Annotated in this window: 16 protein-coding genes; 7 read left to right on the top strand and 9 right to left on the bottom strand. The window is 70.9% G+C overall.

The window, feature by feature from the left end:
* The first annotated feature begins 67 nt into the window (after window positions 1-67).
* From AACH11_RS16885 to AACH11_RS16875, 3 genes are all read left to right on the top strand, one after another.
* Window positions 68-1,522 carry a 2-hydroxymuconic semialdehyde dehydrogenase gene (locus AACH11_RS16885; protein WP_341375423.1) on the top strand — a complete coding sequence of 485 codons (1,455 nt, stop codon included), beginning with the start codon at window positions 68-70 and terminating at the stop codon, window positions 1,520-1,522.
* A gap of 109 nt (window positions 1,523-1,631) precedes the next feature.
* Window positions 1,632-3,821, top strand: a complete 2,190-nt coding sequence (locus tag AACH11_RS16880) for a sigma-54-dependent Fis family transcriptional regulator (protein ID WP_341375422.1) — start codon at window positions 1,632-1,634, stop codon at window positions 3,819-3,821.
* 445 nt (window positions 3,822-4,266) lie between these two features.
* Window positions 4,267-6,078 (top strand): flavin-containing monooxygenase, encoded by a 1,812-nt coding sequence (locus AACH11_RS16875; RefSeq protein WP_423228768.1) that lies wholly within the window; start codon window positions 4,267-4,269, stop codon window positions 6,076-6,078.
* 26 nt (window positions 6,079-6,104) lie between these two features.
* Here AACH11_RS16875 and AACH11_RS16870 read toward each other — a convergent pair whose 3' ends face one another.
* From AACH11_RS16870 to AACH11_RS16855, 4 genes are all read right to left on the bottom strand, one after another.
* Window positions 6,105-7,136 carry a TRAP transporter substrate-binding protein gene (locus AACH11_RS16870; RefSeq protein WP_341375420.1) on the bottom strand — a complete coding sequence of 344 codons (1,032 nt, stop codon included), beginning with the start codon at window positions 7,134-7,136 and terminating at the stop codon, window positions 6,105-6,107.
* A 108-nt stretch (window positions 7,137-7,244) separates the two neighbouring features.
* Window positions 7,245-8,597 carry an NAD(P)H-dependent oxidoreductase gene (locus AACH11_RS16865; protein WP_341375419.1) on the bottom strand — a complete coding sequence of 451 codons (1,353 nt, stop codon included), beginning with the start codon at window positions 8,595-8,597 and terminating at the stop codon, window positions 7,245-7,247.
* A gap of 71 nt (window positions 8,598-8,668) precedes the next feature.
* Window positions 8,669-9,949 (bottom strand): TRAP transporter large permease, encoded by a 1,281-nt coding sequence (locus AACH11_RS16860; protein ID WP_341375418.1) that lies wholly within the window; start codon window positions 9,947-9,949, stop codon window positions 8,669-8,671.
* Between the two features lie 9 nt (window positions 9,950-9,958).
* Window positions 9,959-10,516 carry a TRAP transporter small permease gene (locus AACH11_RS16855; protein ID WP_341375417.1) on the bottom strand — a complete coding sequence of 186 codons (558 nt, stop codon included), beginning with the start codon at window positions 10,514-10,516 and terminating at the stop codon, window positions 9,959-9,961.
* A 139-nt stretch (window positions 10,517-10,655) separates the two neighbouring features.
* Here AACH11_RS16855 and AACH11_RS16850 point away from each other — a divergent pair, with 139 nt between their 5' ends.
* A complete protein-coding gene (locus tag AACH11_RS16850) occupies window positions 10,656-11,555 on the top strand; it encodes a LysR family transcriptional regulator (protein ID WP_341375416.1) in 900 nt (299 codons plus the stop codon).
* A gap of 194 nt (window positions 11,556-11,749) precedes the next feature.
* On the opposite strand, the gene AACH11_RS16845 is transcribed toward AACH11_RS16850, so the two are convergent.
* The 5 genes from AACH11_RS16845 to AACH11_RS16825 form a co-directional block, all read right to left on the bottom strand.
* Window positions 11,750-12,838, bottom strand: a complete 1,089-nt coding sequence (locus AACH11_RS16845) for a branched-chain amino acid ABC transporter permease (RefSeq protein WP_341375415.1) — start codon at window positions 12,836-12,838, stop codon at window positions 11,750-11,752.
* 84 nt (window positions 12,839-12,922) lie between these two features.
* The gene (locus tag AACH11_RS16840; protein ID WP_341375414.1) at window positions 12,923-13,780 is read right to left on the bottom strand and encodes a branched-chain amino acid ABC transporter permease; all 858 of its coding nucleotides are present in this window, start codon (window positions 13,778-13,780) and stop codon (window positions 12,923-12,925) included.
* A gap of 27 nt (window positions 13,781-13,807) precedes the next feature.
* Entirely contained in the window at window positions 13,808-14,515 is a 708-nt protein-coding gene (locus tag AACH11_RS16835) for an ABC transporter ATP-binding protein (protein WP_341375413.1), read from the bottom strand.
* Window positions 14,512-15,243, bottom strand: a complete 732-nt coding sequence (locus AACH11_RS16830; protein WP_341375412.1) for an ABC transporter ATP-binding protein — start codon at window positions 15,241-15,243, stop codon at window positions 14,512-14,514. Before AACH11_RS16830 ends, AACH11_RS16835 begins: the two co-directional genes overlap by 4 nt.
* Complete coding sequence (locus AACH11_RS16825; RefSeq protein WP_341375411.1) at window positions 15,240-16,517, bottom strand: ABC transporter substrate-binding protein; 1,278 nt, start codon at window positions 16,515-16,517, stop codon at window positions 15,240-15,242. The genes AACH11_RS16830 and AACH11_RS16825 overlap by 4 nt, the downstream gene beginning before the upstream one ends.
* A 151-nt stretch (window positions 16,518-16,668) precedes the next feature.
* Here AACH11_RS16825 and AACH11_RS16820 point away from each other — a divergent pair, with 151 nt between their 5' ends.
* The 3 genes from AACH11_RS16820 to dmpE all read left to right on the top strand — a co-directional run bounded on the left by AACH11_RS16820 (window position 16,669) and on the right by dmpE (window position 19,516).
* Complete coding sequence (locus AACH11_RS16820) at window positions 16,669-17,547, top strand: LysR family transcriptional regulator (RefSeq protein ID WP_341375410.1); 879 nt, start codon at window positions 16,669-16,671, stop codon at window positions 17,545-17,547.
* A 191-nt stretch (window positions 17,548-17,738) separates the two neighbouring features.
* On the top strand, window positions 17,739-18,665 hold the full coding sequence (locus AACH11_RS16815) for a catechol 2,3-dioxygenase (RefSeq protein ID WP_341375409.1): 927 nt from the start codon (window positions 17,739-17,741) through the stop codon (window positions 18,663-18,665).
* 62 nt (window positions 18,666-18,727) lie between these two features.
* Window positions 18,728-19,516, top strand: a complete 789-nt coding sequence (gene dmpE, locus AACH11_RS16810) for a 2-oxopent-4-enoate hydratase (protein WP_341375408.1) — start codon at window positions 18,728-18,730, stop codon at window positions 19,514-19,516.
* Window positions 19,517-19,554 lie beyond the last annotated feature (38 nt).

Below are 19,554 nucleotides of genomic sequence, written 5' to 3'. Positions count from 1 at the left end.
CGTTATCCGGACGGCCTGCGCTGAGCCTTCCGGGCCGCCTTCCATCCGCCTCTCGCACGATCCCACCATGCCCGATTTCCTGAACTTCATCCACGGCGAGTTCGTCGCCACCGGCAAGACCTTCGACAAGCGCGCGCCCGTCGACAACCGCGTGATCGGTGCCGTGCACGAGGCCGGCCAGGCCGAGGTCGACGCGGCCGTGGCCGCCGCACGGGCCGCCCTCAAGGGCGAGTGGGGCCGCATCAGCGTGGCCCGCCGGGTCGAACTGCTGCATGCGCTGGCCGACGAGATCAACCGCCGCTTCGACGACTTCCTGGCCGCCGAGCTGGCCGACACCGGCAAGCCACGCAGCCTGGCCGCCCACATCGACATCCCGCGCGGTGCGGCCAACTTCAAGGTCTTCGCCGACCTCGTCAAGAACGTGCCGACCGAGTCCTTCGAGATGACCACGCCCGACGGCGGCACGGCCATCAGCTACGCGCTGCGCACGCCGGTGGGCGTGGTCGGCGTGGTCTGCCCCTGGAACCTGCCGCTGCTGCTGATGACCTGGAAGGTGGGCCCGGCGCTGGCCTGCGGCAACACCGTCGTCGTCAAGCCGAGCGAGGAGACGCCGGCCACCGCCACGCTGCTGGGCGAGGTGATGAACGCGGTGGGCATCCCCAAGGGCGTCTACAACGTGGTGCACGGCTTCGGGCCGGGCTCGGCCGGCGAGATGCTGACCCGCCATCCGGACGTCGACGCCATCACCTTCACCGGCGAGACGCGCACCGGCGAGGCCATCATGGCCGCCGCGGCCCGGGGCGTGCGCCCGGTCAGCTTCGAGCTGGGGGGCAAGAACGCGGCCATCGTCTTCGCCGACGCGGACCTGGACGCGGCGGTGGCCGGCGTGATGCGCAGCGCCTTCGAGAACTGCGGCCAGGTCTGCCTGGGCACCGAGCGGGTGTACGTGCAGCGCCCGCTGTTCGAGCGCTTCGTGCAGACCCTGGCGGCCAAGGCGGCAGCACTGAAGATCGGCCCGTCGGACGAGCCCGGCGTCGGCCTGGGCCCGCTGATCTCGGCCGAGCACAAGCGCAAGGTGCTGGGCTACTACGCCCGCGCCCGGGCAGACGGCGCCACCGTGGTCACCGGCGGCGGCGAGCCCGACATGCCGGCCCATCTGCGTGACGGCCACTGGGTGCAACCCACCATCTGGACCGGCCTGCCCGAGAGCTCGGCCGTCATCCGCGAGGAGATCTTCGGCCCCTGCTGCCACATCGCCCCCTTCGACACCGCCGACGAGGCGCCGGCCCTGGCCAACGCCACCGACTACGGCCTGGCCACCTCGGTGTGGACGCGCGACCTGTCGACCGCCCACCGCATGGCCCGCGGCATCGAGGTCGGCCTGTGCTGGATCAACAGCTGGTTCCTGCGCGACCTGCGCACGCCCTTCGGCGGCGCCAAGGCCTCGGGCATCGGCCGCGAGGGCGGCGTGCACTCGCTGGAGTTCTACACCGAGCTGCGCAACGTGATGGTCAAGCTCTGAGGCGACGGACCGGACGGACCAGCGCGGCGGGCCGGCCGCCGGAGATTCCCCGATCGCCAGCGTGGCGGCACTGGGCTACGGTGGGCGCCCCCGTCCGGAGGTTCCGCGGATGCCCACCTATGTTCCCGCGCCGGCCGACCGGCAACGCGCCCACATCGCCACCGTGATGGCGGTGGCCGAGCGCGGCCCCGGTGCCACGGCCGCCGCCCGCCATGACGGCCTGATCCGCGCCAGCTGGCAGCGCTGCGTGCACGAGCACCGGCTGGACCCGGGCCGGCTGCAGGAGGCCGTCATCCTGCCCCAGGCCCGGCTGCGCGAGCACCAGCAGCAGCTCGACAGCTTCCTGTCCATCGCCCGCCACGGGCTGGAATCGCTGTACGCGCAGGTCGCGGGTCAGGGTTACGTGGTGCTGCTGACCGATGCACGCGGCGTCACCGTCGATTTCATCGGCGACCTGTCGCTGGAGCCGCACCTGCGGCGCGCCGGCCTCTACCTGGGCTCGGACTGGAGCGAGCACCATGCCGGCACCTGCGGCGTGGGCACCTGCATCCGCACCGGCCAGGCGCTGACGGTGCATCTGGACGACCACTTCGACGCCACCCACATCCCGCTGACCTGCACCGCCGCGCCCATCTTCGACACCCAGGGCCGGCTGCAGGCGGTGCTCGACATCTCGCAGCTGTCCAGCGGCCTGCCCAAGGAGAGCCAGCACCTGGCCTTGCAACTGGTGCGCGCCTCGGCCGCCCAGGTCGAGCATGCCGCCTTCCTGCAGCGGCACCGGCGCGATGCCGTGCTGCGGCTGTCGCACGCGCCGCAGTTCCTGGCCGTGCAGCCGGACTATCTGCTGGCCGTCGACGAGGACGGCCGCATCGTCGGCCACAGCCGGGCGGCGCAGCAGCTGTTCGAGGCCGGCGCGGCGGGCCTGGGCGCATCGCTGAGCCGCCCGTCGGCGCTGATCGGCCGGCCGCTGGACACGCTGCTGGCGCTCGACCTGGAGACGGTGGCGCGGCTGGCCGACGGCCGCGGCAGCGCGGCCGACATCGGACAGGGCGGCCGCGATGCCGGCACCGGCGCGCAGCCGGTGCAGCGCCTGCACGCCGGCGCCGACGGCCGGGCCCAGACGCTGTACCTGCAGGCCGCGGCGCCGTGGCGGCCGGGTGCGGGCGCGCGCACCCGCGGCGGCCTCGACGCGGCCGGGCCGGGCCGCCACACCACCGAAGCCGGGCCCCTGGCCGCGCTGTCGGCCGGCGATCCCGCCCTCGACGCCCAGCTGGCCCGCGCCGCGCGCCTGGTCGACAGCCCGCTGGGCCTGCTGATCCACGGCGAGACCGGCAGTGGCAAGGAATGGCTGGCGCGCGCGCTGCACGCGGCCAGCCGGCGCGCGGCCGCGCCCTTCATCGCCGTCAACTGCGCGGCGATCCCGGAGACGCTGATCGAGAGCGAGCTGTTCGGCCACCTGCCCGGCAGCTTCTCGGGCGCGGGCAGCCGCGGCAAGAAGGGCCTGATCCAGGAGGCCGACGGCGGCACGCTGTTCCTCGACGAGATCGGCGACATGCCGCTGGCGCTGCAGGCCCGGCTGCTGCGCGTGCTGGCCGAACGCGAGGTGCTGCCCATCGGCGCCACCCGCCCGGTGCCGGTGCGCCTGCACGTGCTGGCCGCCACCCATTGCGCGCTCGACGAACTGGTGCGCAGCGGCCGCTTCCGCGAGGACCTGTACTACCGCCTGGCCGGCGCCGTGCTGCGCCTGCCACCGCTGCGCGAGCGGGCCGACCGGCTGGCGCTGGCCGAGCGGATGCTGGCCGACCGCATGCCGGGCGACGCCGACGTCCGCGATGACACGGGCTGGCGGCTGAGCCCCGAGGCCCGGGCCGCGATCGCCGCCCACGCCTGGCCCGGCAATCTGCGCGAGCTGCGCAACGCGATGGACTACGCGCGTGCCATCGGCGATGGCCGGCTGGTGCGGCGGGAGGATCTGCCGGAGGCGGTGCAGTGGGCGGGGGAGGTGGACGAGGTGAACGACGAGGTCGAGACGGACCGTGCGGGCGTGAAGGGCACGCCGGCGGCACGCAACACGGCGCCCGTCCAGGCTCCGCCAGCCCGGTTCACGCCCATCCAGGCACTGCCCGCCGGCCGCACGCCGCGGCCCGCCTCGACGCCAGCCACGGCCCTGCCGGACGCCGACCTGCCCGCCGCGCTGGCGGCCGCGGGCGGCAACGTGTCCGCCCTGGCACGGCAGCTGGGCTGCGCCCGGATGACGATCTACCGCAGGCTGCGGCGCCTGGGCGCCGTCACGGACTGAGGTGGCCGAGGCGGTCAACCTCCACCCCGCGATCCAGGAACCGCAGGACCACGGACGCAGGCCCGCCGCAGCCGTGCGTCGCGGCCGCCTCGCCCACGCGCGCGCCACATCACACGGCCGGCCGGCCCGCTGGGATCGGCGGCTCCGCCTCGGTGACGTCACATCCGGGCCGATGCACTGTCACACCCCCTTGTCACATCGACCGTCACACCCGGTGCCGGTGTGACGCTGCCCGGTGCCGCCCCGGCTCAGCCACACGGCAAACGCCTGGGCCACACCGGTCACACGGCGGTTCGCCAGCCCCCGGCACGCCCCTTGCGCTGATCCGCTCACGCGGTCCTGACCCGGCCGCGCCACGACCGCCGCGGCACGTGATCCGCGGCGGCAGCCCACCGAGTGACACGGCAAGGAGACTCCACCCATGAACCCCGCCGCACCTTCCGGCATGCCCGCGGACGCGACGCCCGGCGCCCGCGCCCAGGCCTGGCTGACCCGCTTCGAGACCAGTCAGCGCGACGGCCCGCCCGCCGCCACCGCCGCCCTGTTCGATGACGCGTGCTACTGGCGCGACCTCGTCAGCTACACCTGGAACATCCGCACCTTCGAGAGCCGCGAGGCCATCGCCGACATGCTGGCCGCCCGCGCCGCCGACGTCGCACCCTCGGCCTTCGCGCTCGAAGGCGAGGCCACCGAGGCCGGCGGCGTGGTCGAGGCCTGGTTCACCTTCGAGACGCGCGTGTCCCGCGGCCGCGGCCTGCTGCGCCTGAAGGCCACGCCCGACGGCGACCGCGCCTGGACGCTGCTGACCACCATGGTCGAGCTCAAGGGCCACGAGGAGAAGAAGGGCCCGCGCCGCATCAAGGGCGTCGAGCACGGCATCCACCCCGGCCGCAAGAGCTGGCTGGAGCAGAAGGACGAGGCCCATGCCCGGCTCGGCCACGAGGAGCAGCCCTACGTCGTCATCATCGGCGGCGGCCAAGGTGGTATCGCGTTGGGTGCGCGGCTCAAGCGCCTGGGCGTGCCCGCGCTGATCATCGAGAAGAACCCGCGCCCCGGCGACAGCTGGCGCAACCGCTACAAGAGCCTGCACCTGCACGACCCGGTCTGGTACGACCACCTGCCCTACCTGCCCTTCCCCGACGACTGGCCCGTCTTCGCGGCCAAGGACAAGATCGGTGACTGGCTGGAGCACTACACCCGCATCATGGAGCTCGACTACTGGGGCTCCACCGTGGCCGAGAAGGCCGAGTGGGACGAGGCCACCCAGAGCTGGACCGTCCGCGTGCTGCGCGACGGCCAGCCCCTCACCTTGCGGCCCAGGCAGCTGGTGTTCGCGCTCGGTGTCTCGGGCTATCCCCACATCCCGCAGATCCCCGGCGCCGAGCGCTTCGAAGGCGTGCAGGTGCACTCCAGCAAGCACCGCACGGCCGAGCAGTGGCGCGGCAAGAAGGCCGTGGTGCTGGGCTCGAACAACTCGGCCCACGACATCTGCGCCGCGCTGTGGGAGAACGGCTGCGACGTGACGATGATCCAGCGCAGCAGCACCCACATCGCGCCCAGCGACTCGCTGATGGAGCTGGCCCTCGGCGGCCTCTACAGCGAGCAGGCGCTGGCCCAGGGCATCGACCACCACAAGGCCGACCTGATCTTCGCCAGCGTGCCCTACAAGATCATGCACACCTTCCACATCCCCGTGTACGAGGCGATGAAGGTGCGCGACGCCGACCTCTACGCGCGGCTGGAGAAGGCCGGCTTCCTGCTGGACTTCGGCGAGGACGGCTCGGGCCTGTTCATGAAGTACCTGCGCCGCGGCTCCGGCTACTACATCGACGTCGGCGCCAGCGAGCTGGTGGCCGACGGCCGCATCAAGCTGCGCAGCCGCGTCAGCATCGAGCACATCAACCCGCGCAGCGTGACCCTGACCGACGGCAGCGAGCTGGAGGCCGACCTGCTGGTCTACGCCACCGGCTACGGCTCGATGAACCACTGGCTGGCCGATCTGGTGTCACCCGAGGTGGCCGACCGCGTGGGCAAGTGCTGGGGCCTGGGCAGCGCCACCACCAAGGACCCCGGCCCCTGGGAAGGCGAGCTGCGCAACATGTGGAAGCCCACGCAAGTGCCCCAGTTGTGGATCCACGGCGGCAACCTGCACCAGTCCCGCCACTACTCGCAGTTCCTGGCGCTGCAGTTGAAGGCGCGGCACGCGGGGCTGGACACGCCGGTGTATCAGTTGGCGCCGAGTCATCATCGGCGTTGAGCGCGCCGCGGCCGGCGCGCCGATCGTCAACGGGATGCGCGCAGGCGCTGGACCTCGGCGGTGACCTCGGCCACCAGGGCCTCGCCGATGTCCTTGGCCAGCTTGGCCGAGACGGGCGCCAGGTGGCGGCGCATGCGCTCGATCTCGGCAGCACTGGGCTCGGTGACGACGGTGCCGCGGGACTTGAGCGAGGCCGTGGACTTGGCCTCCATCTCGCGCGAGACCTGGCGCTGGTAGGCCCGCGTCTCGGTGGCGGCCTCCGTCAGCAGCTTGCGCTCGGCCTCGTTGAGCCTGGCCCAGGCCTTGCCGCTGGCCAGCACGATCAGCGGGTTGTACTGGTGGCGCGTGATCGACAGGTGCTTCTGTACCTCGTTGAACTTGTTGGCGTCGAAGACCGCGGTGGGGTTCTCCTGGCCGTCCACGGCCTTGGTCTCCAGCGCGGAATAGACCTCGGTGAAGGCCATGGGCGTGGCGTTGGCGCCCAGGCCGTTGATGGTCTCGATGATCATCGGCGACTGCGACACGCGCACCTTCAGGCCGGCGAAGTCCTCCAGCCTGGCCACCGGACGGCGGCTGTTGCTGAGGTTGCGGAAGCCGTGGTCCCAGTAGGCCAGGCCCACCAGGCCGGCCGGCGCGTGCGTCATCAGCTTCTGGCCCACGGGACCGTCGAGCAGCGCGTCGGCTTCGGCGAAGCTGTTGAACAGGAAGGGCATGTCGAAGACCGCGAAGGGCTTGGCCAGGCCCACCATCAGACCCGGAGGCAGGGTGGTCATCTCGATGGTTCCGCCCTGCAGCGCCGACAGGGTCTGGATGTCGCCGCCCAGCGTGCCGCCAGGGAACAGCTTGACCTGCATGCGGCCCTTGGACCTGGCCGCCACCAGCTCGGCAAAGCGCTGTGCGCCCGCACCCATGTGGCTTTCCTTGGGCTGAACGAAGGCGAACTTCAGGGTGTGCTCGCGGATCTCCTGCGCGGCGACAGGCGCCGCGAAGACGGCCAGCAGCGGGGTGGCGATCAGGACGTGGGTCAACAGACGACGAACAAGGGGTCGGGCACGCATGGGTCGGTCTCCTGGAGGCTTGTGCTTGGAAAGAACATCGACGGCAGGGCACAGGTGAGGCCGGTCATGGACGCCCGGCGTCAGCAGTGCCACATCAGCGCAGCGCCATCACAAGTTCAGCTCCTGGCGGAACAGCGCCTCCTGCGCGCGGCGCACCTGCACGGCCTGCTTGCTGCCGTCGTACTCGACGTCGTCCCAACTCACGATCTCACCGGCAGCGATGTCGCGCTTGAGCACCATGTTGTGTGCCAGGCCTATGGGCAGCGCGCGGCGGCGCAAAGAAGTGGCCGTGGGCATCAGCTTGCCGTAAACGGTGAAGCCGCCTTCGCCGTCGAGCTTCTCGCCGGCCTTGAGCGCGCGCTTGGCGGTGGCGCCCACGTCACCACGCCACTCGCCGGTGGCGCCGGTGGCCTCCTGGCGCACGGCGATGCTGGCCACCGAGATGCCCAGCTCCAGGCCGATCAGGTGGTAGGGCTTGTACATGGCGGCGTAGCGGCCGCTGGCGTCGGTCTTCAGGCCGTACTGCTGGAAGCAGTCCTTGACGTAGGGGCTGGGCGCCTCGAACACGGCGTACACGCCCCAGCGCAGGTCGCGGAAGACCGGGCGGCCGTCGCGCTCGAGGGAGCTGACCACCTCGACCATGCCCTTCCTGGGCAGGATGCCGCCCTCATCGGCAGGACGCAGGATGTGCGGCAGGTCGTCGACGCCCACGGGCGGGAAGACCAAGCCGTCCTCGGGCGGCGAGAGCTCGCAGCCGTTGGCCACCGCCGCCATCTCCAGCGCCGACTTGGTGCCGTCGAGGAAGCTGTTGAACATCTGGGCGTTGAAGTCGCCACCCGCCACCTGGTCTCGGCTGAAGCCGTAGTGGCCCCACACGGTCTCGGGCGTGCTGGCATGGTAGATCGGCAGGTACTTGGTGCCCTTGCCGGCGCACACCACCTCCATGCCGATGGTGCGGGCCCAGTCCACCAGCTCGGCGATGAGGGCCGGCTGGTCGCCCGAGGCCATGCTGTAGAGGATCCCGGCCTCGGCGGCCTTGCGCGCCAGGTACGGGCCGGCCAGCACGTCGGCCTCCACATTGACCATGATGATGTGCTTGCGGTGCTCGCAGCACATCAGCGCGTGGGCGATGCCGGCCGCGGGGCTGCCGGTGGCGTCGATGACGATGTCCACGGCGTCGCTGGCGATGACGGCGCGCGCGTCGTCGGTGATGAAGGTGCTGCCGTCCTTCCTGGCCTGGGCCAGCGAGGTGGCCGAGAAGCGCGGCGTGTCCCAGCCCACGCGGGCCAGCGAGGCGCGGGCACGGTCGGGCGAGAGGTCCACCACGGCGGTGAGATGGATGCCCGGCGTGCGCGGTGCCTGCGACAGGTACATGGAGCCGAACTTGCCGGCGCCGATCACGGCGACGCGCACCGGTTGACCGTTCTGCGCACGGGCCTTGAGCTTGCGGATGAGGGACATGGACTGGGGTCTCCGTCAGGGGGCAGGAAGGAGCGGTTCGCCGCTCCGGGTCAGGCGGGCCGGCCGGTGGCTCAGCCCTGGAACCAGCGCAGCGGCACCATCACCAGCTGCGGGAAGAACACGAGCAGGAACATCACGGCGGTCTGCGCGGCCATGAAAGGCCACACGCCGCGGCTGACCTCGTCCATGCGCAGCCGGCCCACGCCGGCGACAACGTTGAGCACGGTGCCCACCGGCGGGGTGATCAGGCCGATCGCGTTGTTCATGATGAAGAGCACGCCGAAGTACACCGGGTCGATGCCCGCGGCCTTCACCAAGGGCATCAACACCGGGGTCATGATCAGGATGGTGGGCGTCATGTCCATCGCCGTGCCCACCACCATCACCAGGGCCATGATGGCCAGCAACAACAGGGTTGGGTGGCCCAGCAGAGGCTCCAGCAGACTGACCACCTGAGAGGGCACGTCGGCCACCGTGATCAGCCAGGCGCTGACCATGGCCGCCGCCACCAGGAACATGATGACGGCGGTGGTGCGCGAGGCGCTGACGAAGACCTCGGTGAGCTGGTGCCAGCGCAACTCGCGGTAGACCACGGTGGACACGAACAGCGCGTACACCGCCGCCACCACCGCCGCCTCGGTGGGCGTGAAAACACCCATCTTCAGGCCCACTACCACGATGATCGGCAGCACCAGGGCCCAGGTGGACTCGCGCAGCGCGGTCCAGCGTTCGGCGGCGGTGGCACGCGGCGGCGGGGTCACGGCCTCGCGCCGCGACAGCAGGCCCCAGGTCAGCGCCAGGGCCAGCGCCATCAGCAGGCCCGGCACGATGCCCGCGAGGAACAGCTTGCCGATGGACACGTTGGCCGCCACGCCGAAGACCACGAAGCCGATGGACGGCGGAATGACCGGCGCGATGATGCCGGCCGCGGCGATCAGGCCACCGGCGCGCGCCTTGTCATGCCCGGCGCGGGCCATCATCGGCAGCAGCAGCGAGGCCAGCGCCGCGGTGTCGGCCACCGCCGAACCCGACAGCGCCGCCATCAGACAGGCCGCGACGATCACGACGAAGCCGAGGCCGCCACGACGGTGGCCCACCAGTGCCAGCGCCAGGTTGACGATGCGGCGGCTCAGGCCGCCGACGTTCATGATCTCGCCGGCCAGCATGAAGAAGGGGACGGCCAGCAGCGGGAAGCTGTCGGCACCGTTGATCACGTTCTGCGCCAGGATCTGCGCGTCGAACAGGTCCTGCTGCCACATCAGGGCCACGCCCGAGGCCAGCAGCGCATAGGCGATGGGCGTGCCCAGGGCCATCACGGCCAGCAGGGATCCGATGAAGAGGAAGACGGTCATGACGGCTCCTCAACGACGCCAGGCCACGCTGCGATCGAGCTGGAGGTCCGTGACCTGCGCCAGATCCTCGGACTCCTGGACCATCACCAGCTCGCTGTCGGCGAGATCACCCGCCACGGTGCGGGCGACCTGCCGCAGCAGCAGGCCCAGGGCCAGCACGCCGAAGACCACGCCGGCGCCGTAGAAGCCCGCCATCGACAGGCCGCTGACCGGTGCGCGCACCTGCCAGTTGATGACCGACTGTTGCCAGCTGCCTACCAGCAGGAGTGCGGTGATCACGATCATCAGCATCTGGCTGGCGAGCAGGCAGGCCCGACGGCCGCCGCGGCCCAGACGAGAGACCAGCAGGTCGCTGCCAAGGTGGGCGTGCCGGTCGATGGCGGTGACCGCGCCCAGCAAGGTCATCCAGACGAACGCCCAGCGGGCCAGTTCCTCTGACACGGTGATGCCGCCGTCGAAGGCATAGCGCATCACCACGTTGCCGAACACCAGCACCACCATCAGCGCCAGCAGGGTCGCGCCGGCGAGGTCCAGCGCCCGCGTCCCCGTGTGTCTCCATGAACCCATGCCTGTCTCCGTTGCTGTCGTCCGGCACCTCTGCGGGTGCGGTGTCACGCATCGATGTGCGTCATGACAAGGGCACGATAGCTTCTAGATTTCTGCAAGAGAATGCAGAATCAAGAACACCCGTTGTGCAAGGAACCGCATGCCCGATTTCGACTGGAACGATCTGCGTGCGTTCCTGGCCATGGCCAGGACAGGCCGTCTGACCGTCGCCGCGCGCCAGCTCGGCGTGGACCACAGCACGCTGAGCCGGCGCATCAGCGGCCTGGAAGCCGCCCTGGGTGCGCCGTTGTTCGAACGGCGCCCCGTGGGCTTCGTGCTCACCTCCGAGGGCGAGCAGCTGCTCCCGGACGCCGAGGAGATGGAGGCATTGGCACTGCGTCTGCACGGGCGCCTGAGCGAAGCCGAGCAGAATCTCTCAGGCAGCGTTCGCGTGGGATCGCCCGAGGGCTTCGGGACCTACTTCATCGCCCCACGATTGGCGACTCTGGCGGCGAGTCACCCGCGGTTGGAGATCGAACTGGTGGCGACACCCCGCAGCTTCAGCCTGTCCAAGCGCGAGGCCGACCTGGCCATCACGATGACGCGGCCCGCCCAGGGTCGCGTCTACGCGCACAAGCTGGTGGATTACGCCCTGGGGCTGTACGCCAGTCCGTCCTACCTCGACAAGCATGACGCCATCCACCAACGCGAGGATCTCGCGGCACACCGATGGATCGGCTATGTCGAGGACCTGATGTGGACCGACCAGCTGGATTACCTGCCGCAGGTGCAACGCGGCCTGCGTCCGCACTTGCGCGTCTCCAACGTGATCAGTCAGATGACGGCCGTGGCCGGCGGCGCTGGCCTGGGCGTCCTGCCCCATTTCATGGGACGCCACCACCCGGACCTGGTCCCTGTCCTGGCAGACAAGGTGCGGCTGATACGCAGCTACTGGCGCGTCACGCACGAGGACACGCATGAGCTCGCACGCGTACGACGCACGACAGAGTTTCTGGACGATCAGGTTCAAGCGGCTGGCGACGACTTCTGGCTGGACTGAGCGCTCGGACTGGTCGCACGCACGGTCGCTCTGCCCCGTCAGGCGAGGCGGACGGGGAACGCACGGCCTTCGGCAACCCAGCCACCCACACACCGGAATCGGCGGGTGCCGGGCGTTGCCCGCCTCGCGGGCTCGGCCAGGGTGAAGCGGACGACCCCGCGCCCGCTGATGCTGACGGCGACGAGCCCAGCGCCTCATCGCCGAGGCACATCCTCCACCCCCTCACCCACCAACCACCGCCGCGTCGGCAGCAGCTCGATGCCGCTGCGCTGGCGCAGCCAGCCCCACAGCCCCTGGCGGAAGCCGATCACCACCGTCACCGCCAGCAGGCCCAGGCCGATCTGGTACCAGGTGCCGTAGTCGGCCAGGAACTTGTTGAGCAGCCAGAAGAGAACGGCGCCCAGCATCGGCCCTTCCAGCGTGCCGATGCCGCCGACGACGACGATGAAGATGGCGAAGGCCGTCCACTGCACGCCGAAGGCCGCGTCGGGGCTGATGCGCAGGTTGCTGACGAAGTACAGCGCGCCGGCCGCGCCGCAGCCGGCGGCGGCCACGACGTAGACGGCCAGCTTCATGCGCGCCACCGCGATGCCCTGGCTCTCGGCGGCCACCTCGTTGTCGCGGATGGCCTGCAGGGCCAGGCCGCGCTGGCTGCGCAGGAAGACGTGCAGGCCGACGATGCACAGCACCACGCAGGCGAGTGCGGTGCCGTAGGTCAGCAGTTCGCGCAGGTCGCGGTCCATGCCGCGCAGCGCGGTCAGGCTGGTGCCCGAGCCACCGCCCACCGCGGGGATGTTGGCCAGGGTCAGGCGGAACACCTCGGCGATCACCCAGGTGCCGATGGCGAAGTAGCCACCCTGCAGCCGGAAGGCGATGCGCGAGACCGGCACCGCCAGCGCCGCCGCGGCCACGGCTGCCAGCGGGATCGCCAGGAAGGGGTTGAGCCCGGCCAGGTTGCCGAGCGCCAGCATCACGTAGCCGCCGAGGCCGAAGAAGGCCTGCTGGCCGACCGACACCATGCCGCCGTAGCCGGCCAGCAGGTTCCACATCATGGCCAGGATGAAATAACAGGAGAACTCGACGAACTCCCGCATCCACGACGACTCGCCCCACCAGGGCAGGCTGGCGGCCATCAGCACCCACAGGGCGAAGGCGATGGCAGCGCCACGGCTGGCGGGCGTGGCGCGGCGCACGCGGGCGGGGCCGGTGGCCGGCGATGCCTGACCGTGATCCTGAGGTGAGTCCTGCGGCAGAACCGGGACATGGGCAGCGTGGGAGGACATGCGGAGGGCGGGACCGGCGGGTCCGGTGGTGGACGCCGACGGCAAGGCCGCGGCGCCGGGTGAGTCCAGGGGTGAGATCACGCCTCAGCCCCGGGTCCTGGGAAACAGGCCTTGCGGGCGCACGACGAGCACCGCCAGGAACACGAGATGGCCGAACCCGACGCCCCAACCGGGATCCGCCTGGAAGCCGATCTGCTGGGTCACGCCCAGTACCAGCGCACCGATCAGCGTGCCCCACATCGAGCCCATGCCACCGATGATCACCGCCTCGAAGGCGAACAGCAGCAGGCTGGGCCCGTCGGACGGCGCCACCGTGGTGCGCAGGGCCTGGAAGGTGCCGGCCAGCGCGATCACCGCGCCGGCCACGCCTGTGGCGGTGGCGCACACGCGCCGGGCGTCCAGCCCCATCAGCTCGGCGATGTCGCGGTCGTCCGAGACGGCGCGGAAGGCACGGCCGGTGGCCGTGCGGGTGAACAGCCACTGCAGCGCAGCGGTACAGCCCAGCGCCGTCAGCAGGATCAACAGCGGCAGCAGGCCGACCGAGACCTCGCCCAGCTGCAGGCTGCGGGTGGCCAGGTCACCGGCGTCCAGGGCCCGTGGATCGGCCGAGAACAGCTCCTGCAGCGCGTTCTGCACGATGATGCTCAGGCCGAAGGTCACCACCAGCGAGGGCAGCGGGTCCTTGCCCAGCACGCGGTTGAGCAGGCGGTGCTGCAGCAGCCAGCCCAGGCCGAAGCCGGTCGGCACCAGCAGCAGGCCGACCCACAGCGGGTTGCCGCCCACCCGCGGGGCCAGCGCCACCGCGCCGAAGGCGGCCAGCACGATGAAGTCGCCCTGCGCGATGTTGGTCAGGCGCATGACGCCGAACATCACCGACAGGCCCTGCGCGAACAGCGCATACAGCCCGCCCAGCAACAGGCCTTGCACGATCACGTCGATCATGAGGAGCTCCTTGAAGAGTGGTCGGTGTCAGACACCGAAGTAGGCGGCGCTGATCTGCTCGCGTGAGAGCGCGGCGCTCAGCCCGTGCAGGGCCACGCGCCCTTCCTGGAAACAGTAGACGCGGCGGCTCATGCGCTGGGCCAGGCCGACATCCTGCTCGACGATGACCACGCTCATGCCCTCGGCCACGATGGCCGGCAGCGCGTCGTAGATCTCGCGGATGACGATCGGCGCCAGGCCCAGCGAGAGCTCGTCGCACAGCAGGGCCAGCGGGTTGCTCATCAGCGCACGGCCGATGGCCACCATCTGCTGCTGGCCGCCGGACAGCGCGGTGCCGGGCTGGTGGCGCTTGTCCCTGAGGATCGGGAACAGGCGGTAGAGCCGCTCCAGCGACCACGGGCCGGCGCGACCGGCACGCTCGCCCATGCGCAGGTTCTCCTCCACGCTCAGGCTGGGAAACAGGCGCCGGCCCTCGGGCACCATGGCCAGGCCCTGGCGCACGATCCGGCCCGGCGGCAGGCCGCCGATGGGCCGGCCCTGGAAACGCACGGCGGCCTCGGGTACCTGCACCAGGCCGGTCAGCGCCTTCAGGAAGGTGCTCTTGCCGGCCCCGTTGGCGCCGATGACGGCCACCACCTCGCCCGCGTCGAGCGAGAAATCGATGCCGAACAGCGCCTGGGCATCGCCATAGCCGGCCTGCAGGCCGGCGGTCTGGATCAGCGGCGTCGTGCTCATGACTCCATCCCCATGTAGACGCGGCGCACGTCGGCATCCTGCATCACGGCCTGAGGAGCCCCCTCGGCCAGCCTGGCGCCGAAATTGATGACGAACAGGCGGTCGGCGATGGCCAGCAGCGCGTGCACCACGTGCTCGATCCACACCATGGTCACGCCGGCGGCCTTGATGCGCCTGAGTTCATCGACCAGCTGCTGCGCCTCGTGCTCGGTCAGCCCGCCGGCGATCTCGTCGAGCAGCAGCAGGCGCGGCCGCGTGGCCAGCGCCCGCGCCAGCTCCAGCCGCTTGCGGTCCAGCAGCGTCAGCGCGCCGGCCGGGCGGTTGGCCTGGGTGCGCAGGCCGGTCTGCTCCAGCACCTGCTGCGCGAGATCCCAGGCCGCGCGCTCGGCCAGGCCGGCGCCGAAGCAGGCGGCCGTCACCAGGTTCTCGAACACCGTCATGTGGCCGAAGGGCTGCGGCACCTGGTAGCTGCGGCCGATGCCGGCGCGGCAGCGCTGGTGCGGGCGCAGCGCGGTGATGTCGCGCCCGTCGTACAGCACCTGGCCACGGTCGAGCCGGACGTCGCCCGAGATCAGGTTGAACAGTGTGGTCTTGCCCGCGCCGTTGGGCCCGAGGATGCCGAGGGTCTCGCCCTCACGCACCTCGAGCGTGATGTCGTCGGTGACGGTGACCGCACCGTAGCGCTTGCTGACGCCCTGCAGACGCAGCAGCGGAGGCTGCGCGGTCATGCGCCGTACCGGACGGGTTCCAGCGCCGCCTGCCTGGGGATCTGCGGTGCCAGCGTGTTGTCGACGATCAGCAGGTCCATCGCCTTGCCCCGCTTCTTCCACTGGCCGACGACCAGCGGCGTCTTGCTGATGCCCGGCACCGGGCCGGTGCGGAAGTCGACCGGCCCGACGGTGGTCGTCAGCTTCGTCGTGAACAGGGCCTGACGGATGGCCTGAGGGCTGCGCTCGGCCGAGCGCCTGAGCACGTCGATGGCGACCTCGAACAGGGCCTGCTTGAAGCCCAGCGTGACGATCCAGGGCCGACCGGTGGCGGCGGTATAGGCCTCGGCCAGCTTCTGCGAGCTCAGGCCGCTCATCGTCGACGTGTACGGAAAGCCCGGGCTCCACATCAGTTCGACCGTCAGGCCCTCGGCCCGGTCGCCGAAGGCGGCGACCGCGGCCGGGAACTCGGTGGCCTTGGCCACCGTCACCACCTTGGGCTGGAAGCCCTGCTGGCCGGCCTGGTTCCAGAAGTTGGCGAAGTCCGGCGGCGGCACCACGCCGGTGACGATCTCGACCCCCTGCTGCTTGAATTCCCGGATGAAGGTGGAGAAGTCGTTGATCGGCGACTGGAAGCGGCCGCGGTCGACCAGCTTGAAGCCCTTGGCCTTGAGCGCGGGCGGGAAGCCCATCTTCGCGTCGCCCCAGGCGTTGCCGTCCTCGTCGTTGGGCCACAGGGCGCCGACGGTGCGGGCGCCGCCGGCCTGGCCCCACAGCGAGGTGAAGCCACCGACCACGTCCTCCAGGCCCCAGAAGAAGTGGGCGGTCCACTCGAAGCCGGTCTTGGGATCGCCCTTGCGGCCGAAGAAGTAGGGCTGCCACGGCGCGTCGTTGGTGATGCAGGGCGTGCCGTTGAGCTCGCACTGGTCGGCCACCGGATTGCAGGTGGCCGGCGTGGCCGAGGCGATGACCAGATCGACCTTGTCGCGCAGGATCAGGTCGGCCGCGGCCGAGCCGGCCTTGTTCGGGTTCGACTGCGAGTCCTTGACGACCAGCTCGACGGTGTGGCGCGTGCCGCCGATCAGGATGCCGCCGGCCGTGGCCTTGCGGAACTGCTCGATGGTGAACCTGTCCGGCTCGGCGAAGGCCGCCAGCGGCCCGGTCTGCGGGCTGACATAGCCGATGCGCACGGTGGGGCCGGCCGCCTGCACCCAGGGCGCATGCAGCAGGGCGGGGGTGGCGAGGGCGGCGGGCGCGGCCTTGATCAGGGCGCGCCGCGACAGGGTCTGCGGCATCGTTCGTCTCCGTTCGGGGGTCGGGTGGTGCGGGCTCGCCGACCCTCGCGTCCGGGGTGGCGGCACCGTCTGTTGCGGGATGGATGTTCCGGCCCCGGACCGGCGGGTGTCCAATATCGATGCGCTCTCTTTCCATACCCGGGAGGTATCGTTGGAACTCCGCCACCTGCGTTATTTCGTCGCACTGGCCACGACCCAGAACTTCACCCGCGCCGCCGAGCTGCTGCACATCGCGCAGCCGCCGCTGTCGCGCCAGATCCAGCAGCTGGAGGAGGAGCTCGGCGTCACGCTGATCGACCGCAGCGCGCGGCCGCTGGCGCTGACCCGGGCCGGCGCCTTCTTCTTCGAGCACGCGGTGCAGGTGCTGGCCCGCATCGACGAGCTGACCCAGGCGACGAAGCGACTGGGCGCCGGCCAGCGGCGCTGGCTGGGCATCGGTTTCGTGCCCTCGATGCTCTACGGCCCGCTGCCCGGCGTGATCCACGACTACATGGCTGCCCATCCGGAGATCGAGGTGGTGCTGACCGAGCTGACCTCGGTGCAGCAGGTCGAGGCGCTGCAGGCCGGGCGCATCGACATCGCCTTCGGCCGCGTCGCCATCGAGGCCGATGGCCTGAGCAACACGCTGATCGAGGAGGAGCCGCTGGTGGCCGCGCTGCCGACCGCGCACCGGCTGGCACGCGGCCGCAAGGTCAGCCTGCAGCAGCTGGCCGAGCACACGGTGGTGCTGTATCCGGCCCAGCCGCGGCCCAGCTTCGCCGACCATGTGCTGGCGCAGTTCCGCGTGCACGGCTGCCCGGCCGGCCGCATCTACGAGACCAACGGCCTGCAGACGGCGGTCGGCCTGGTGGCCGCGGGCGTGGGCGTGTCGGTGGTGCCGCGCTCGGTGCAGCGGCTCAAGCGCGACGACGTGGTCTACCGCCCGCTGTCGGATTCGGGCGTCAGCGCGCAGATGCTGATGACCACGCGCAGCGGCGACGGTTCAGCCGACCTGATGGCCCTGCGCGAGGCGGTGCTGGCCGCGGTCTGAGCCGGTCGCCTCCATACCCGGGAGGTATCCAGCCGGGATGCAAAGGTATTGGACGCTGTGCCTGCCGGCTGAAATGATGCCGGCACGGCCTCGCCAGACACGCACATCGACGTGCCGCCGGCCGTACCTCAAGCCCCGCCACCTGCCGCCGTGGATGGTCCGCGACGCCGGGGCTCAGGAGACATCCGACCATGGCCATCACCGGCGTCATGCGTCCCGGGCACTGCCAGCTGCGCGTGCTCGATCTGGACGCGTCCATCACGTTCTATCGCGACGTCATGGGTCTGCAGTTCATGGGCCGCGACGGGCGCGACCGCGCGTTCTTCAAGTGCCTGGACGAACGTGACCACCACAGCCTGATCCTGCGCCAGGCCGACCGCGCGGGCATGGACTTCTACGGCTTCAAGGTGCGCGATGCCGCCACGCTGGCGCGCCTGGACAGCGACCTGAGGGCCTACGGCATCTCGACCGAACGCATCCCCGAAGGCGATCTGCCCGAGACCGGCGAGCGCGTGCGCTTCCAGGCCCCGACCGGCCACCAGTTCGAGCTCTACTGGCGCAAGACCGACGTCGGCAACCACCTGGGCTGCCGCAACCCCGAGGCCATCATCGAGGGCCGCAAGGGCATCTCGCCGGTGCGCCTGGACCACTGGCAGATCCACGGCGCCGATCTCGACGGCAGCCGCGACCTGTTCTGCGACGTGCTGGGCTTCAGCCTGGTCGAGCGCATCCTGGGCGAGGACGGGAAGCAGGACATGGCCGTGTGGCTGACCTGCTCGGCCAAGGCCCACGACATCGCCTTCGTGCGCGACGAGCGCAACGACACGCTGCACCACGCCAGCTACCTGCTGGAGACCTGGGAGCAGGTGCTCAAGGCCGCCGACGTGATGACGGTGCACCGCGTGTCGATCGACATCGGCCCGCTGCGCCACGGCATCACCCGCGGCACCACGATCTACGCCTTCGATCCGTCCGGCAACCGCTTCGAGACCTTCTGCGGCGGCTACGACTTCTACCCCGACATGCAGCCCACGGTGTGGACCTGGGACGAGGTCGGTCGCGCGATCTTCTATCACACGCGCGAGCTCAACGAACGCTTCCTCACCGTCGTGACCTGAGGCCGGCCACCCGGACGCCGCCCGCACGTTCCTTTCGATCCGCCTGCCACACAACGCCCATCATGAGTGACTCCGACCTGTCGATCCGCGCCCTCGGCGACGAGCTGTACGACGCCCTGCGCGCCGCCCGTGCCATCGAGCCGCTGTCGGCCCGCCATCCCGGCCTGACGCTGGAGCAGGCCTACGGCATCCAGCAGCGCCTCAATGCCCGTCGGCTGGCCGATGGCGAGCGCGTCGTCGGCCACAAGATCGGCGTCACCTCGAAGGCGGTGATGAACATGCTGGGCGTGCACCAGCCCGACTTCGGCCTGCTGACCGACGCGATGCTGGTGCACCAGGGCGACGCCATCGACAGCGCGACGCTGATCCAGCCCAAGGCCGAGGGCGAGATCGCCTTCGTGCTCAAGCGCGACCTGAGGGGCCCGGGCGTGGGCGTGGCCGACGTGCTGGCGGCCACCGAATGCGTGATGCCCTGCTTCGAGATCGTCGACTCGCGCATCCGCGACTGGAAGATCACCATCACCGACACGGTGGCCGACAACGCGTCCTGCGGCGTCTTCGTGCTCGGTGACCGCGCCGTCAGCCCGCTGAAGCTCGATCTGTACGCCTGCGGCATGGTGCTGGAGAAGAACGGCGAGGTGGTGCACACCGGCGCCGGGGCGGCCGCCCTCGGCTCGCCGCTGAACGCGGTGGCCTGGCTGGCCAACACGCTGGGCGCCCTCGGCATCCCGCTGAAGGCCGGCGAGGTGATCCTGTCCGGCGCACTGGCGGCCATGGTGCCGGCCGTGCGCGACGACCACATCCGCGTCTCGATCGGCGGCCTGGGCGCGTGCTCGGTGCGCTTCGCCTGAGCACGCGCCCCTCTCCATCCCGTTCACCGCCCTGTTCC

Source organism: Pseudaquabacterium rugosum, from assembly GCF_038066575.1.
GTDB lineage: Bacteria > Pseudomonadota > Gammaproteobacteria > Burkholderiales > Burkholderiaceae_C > Pseudaquabacterium > Pseudaquabacterium rugosum.
The sequence above is the reverse complement of the archived record's forward strand: the minus strand, read 5'-3'. Positions and strand labels throughout refer to the sequence as shown.

Excerpts from the sequence above, each read along its gene's own strand:
- AACH11_RS16885 (WP_341375423.1), top strand. The coding sequence starts at position 68 with ATGCCCGATTTCCTGAACTTCATCCACGGCGAGTTCGTCGCCACCGGC.
- AACH11_RS16880 (WP_341375422.1), top strand. The coding sequence starts at position 1,632 with ATGCCCACCTATGTTCCCGCGCCGGCCGACCGGCAACGCGCCCACATC.
- AACH11_RS16875 (WP_423228768.1), top strand. The coding sequence starts at position 4,267 with ATGCCCGCGGACGCGACGCCCGGCGCCCGCGCCCAGGCCTGGCTGACC.
- AACH11_RS16870 (WP_341375420.1), bottom strand. The coding sequence starts at position 7,136 with ATGCGTGCCCGACCCCTTGTTCGTCGTCTGTTGACCCACGTCCTGATC.
- AACH11_RS16865 (WP_341375419.1), bottom strand. The coding sequence starts at position 8,597 with ATGTCCCTCATCCGCAAGCTCAAGGCCCGTGCGCAGAACGGTCAACCG.
- AACH11_RS16860 (WP_341375418.1), bottom strand. The coding sequence starts at position 9,949 with ATGACCGTCTTCCTCTTCATCGGATCCCTGCTGGCCGTGATGGCCCTG.
- AACH11_RS16855 (WP_341375417.1), bottom strand. The coding sequence starts at position 10,516 with ATGGGTTCATGGAGACACACGGGGACGCGGGCGCTGGACCTCGCCGGC.
- AACH11_RS16850 (WP_341375416.1), top strand. The coding sequence starts at position 10,656 with ATGCCCGATTTCGACTGGAACGATCTGCGTGCGTTCCTGGCCATGGCC.
- AACH11_RS16845 (WP_341375415.1), bottom strand. The coding sequence starts at position 12,838 with ATGTCCTCCCACGCTGCCCATGTCCCGGTTCTGCCGCAGGACTCACCT.
- AACH11_RS16840 (WP_341375414.1), bottom strand. The coding sequence starts at position 13,780 with ATGATCGACGTGATCGTGCAAGGCCTGTTGCTGGGCGGGCTGTATGCG.
- AACH11_RS16835 (WP_341375413.1), bottom strand. The coding sequence starts at position 14,515 with ATGAGCACGACGCCGCTGATCCAGACCGCCGGCCTGCAGGCCGGCTAT.
- AACH11_RS16830 (WP_341375412.1), bottom strand. The coding sequence starts at position 15,243 with ATGACCGCGCAGCCTCCGCTGCTGCGTCTGCAGGGCGTCAGCAAGCGC.
- AACH11_RS16825 (WP_341375411.1), bottom strand. The coding sequence starts at position 16,517 with ATGCCGCAGACCCTGTCGCGGCGCGCCCTGATCAAGGCCGCGCCCGCC.
- AACH11_RS16815 (WP_341375409.1), top strand. The coding sequence starts at position 17,739 with ATGGCCATCACCGGCGTCATGCGTCCCGGGCACTGCCAGCTGCGCGTG.
- dmpE (WP_341375408.1), top strand. The coding sequence starts at position 18,728 with ATGAGTGACTCCGACCTGTCGATCCGCGCCCTCGGCGACGAGCTGTAC.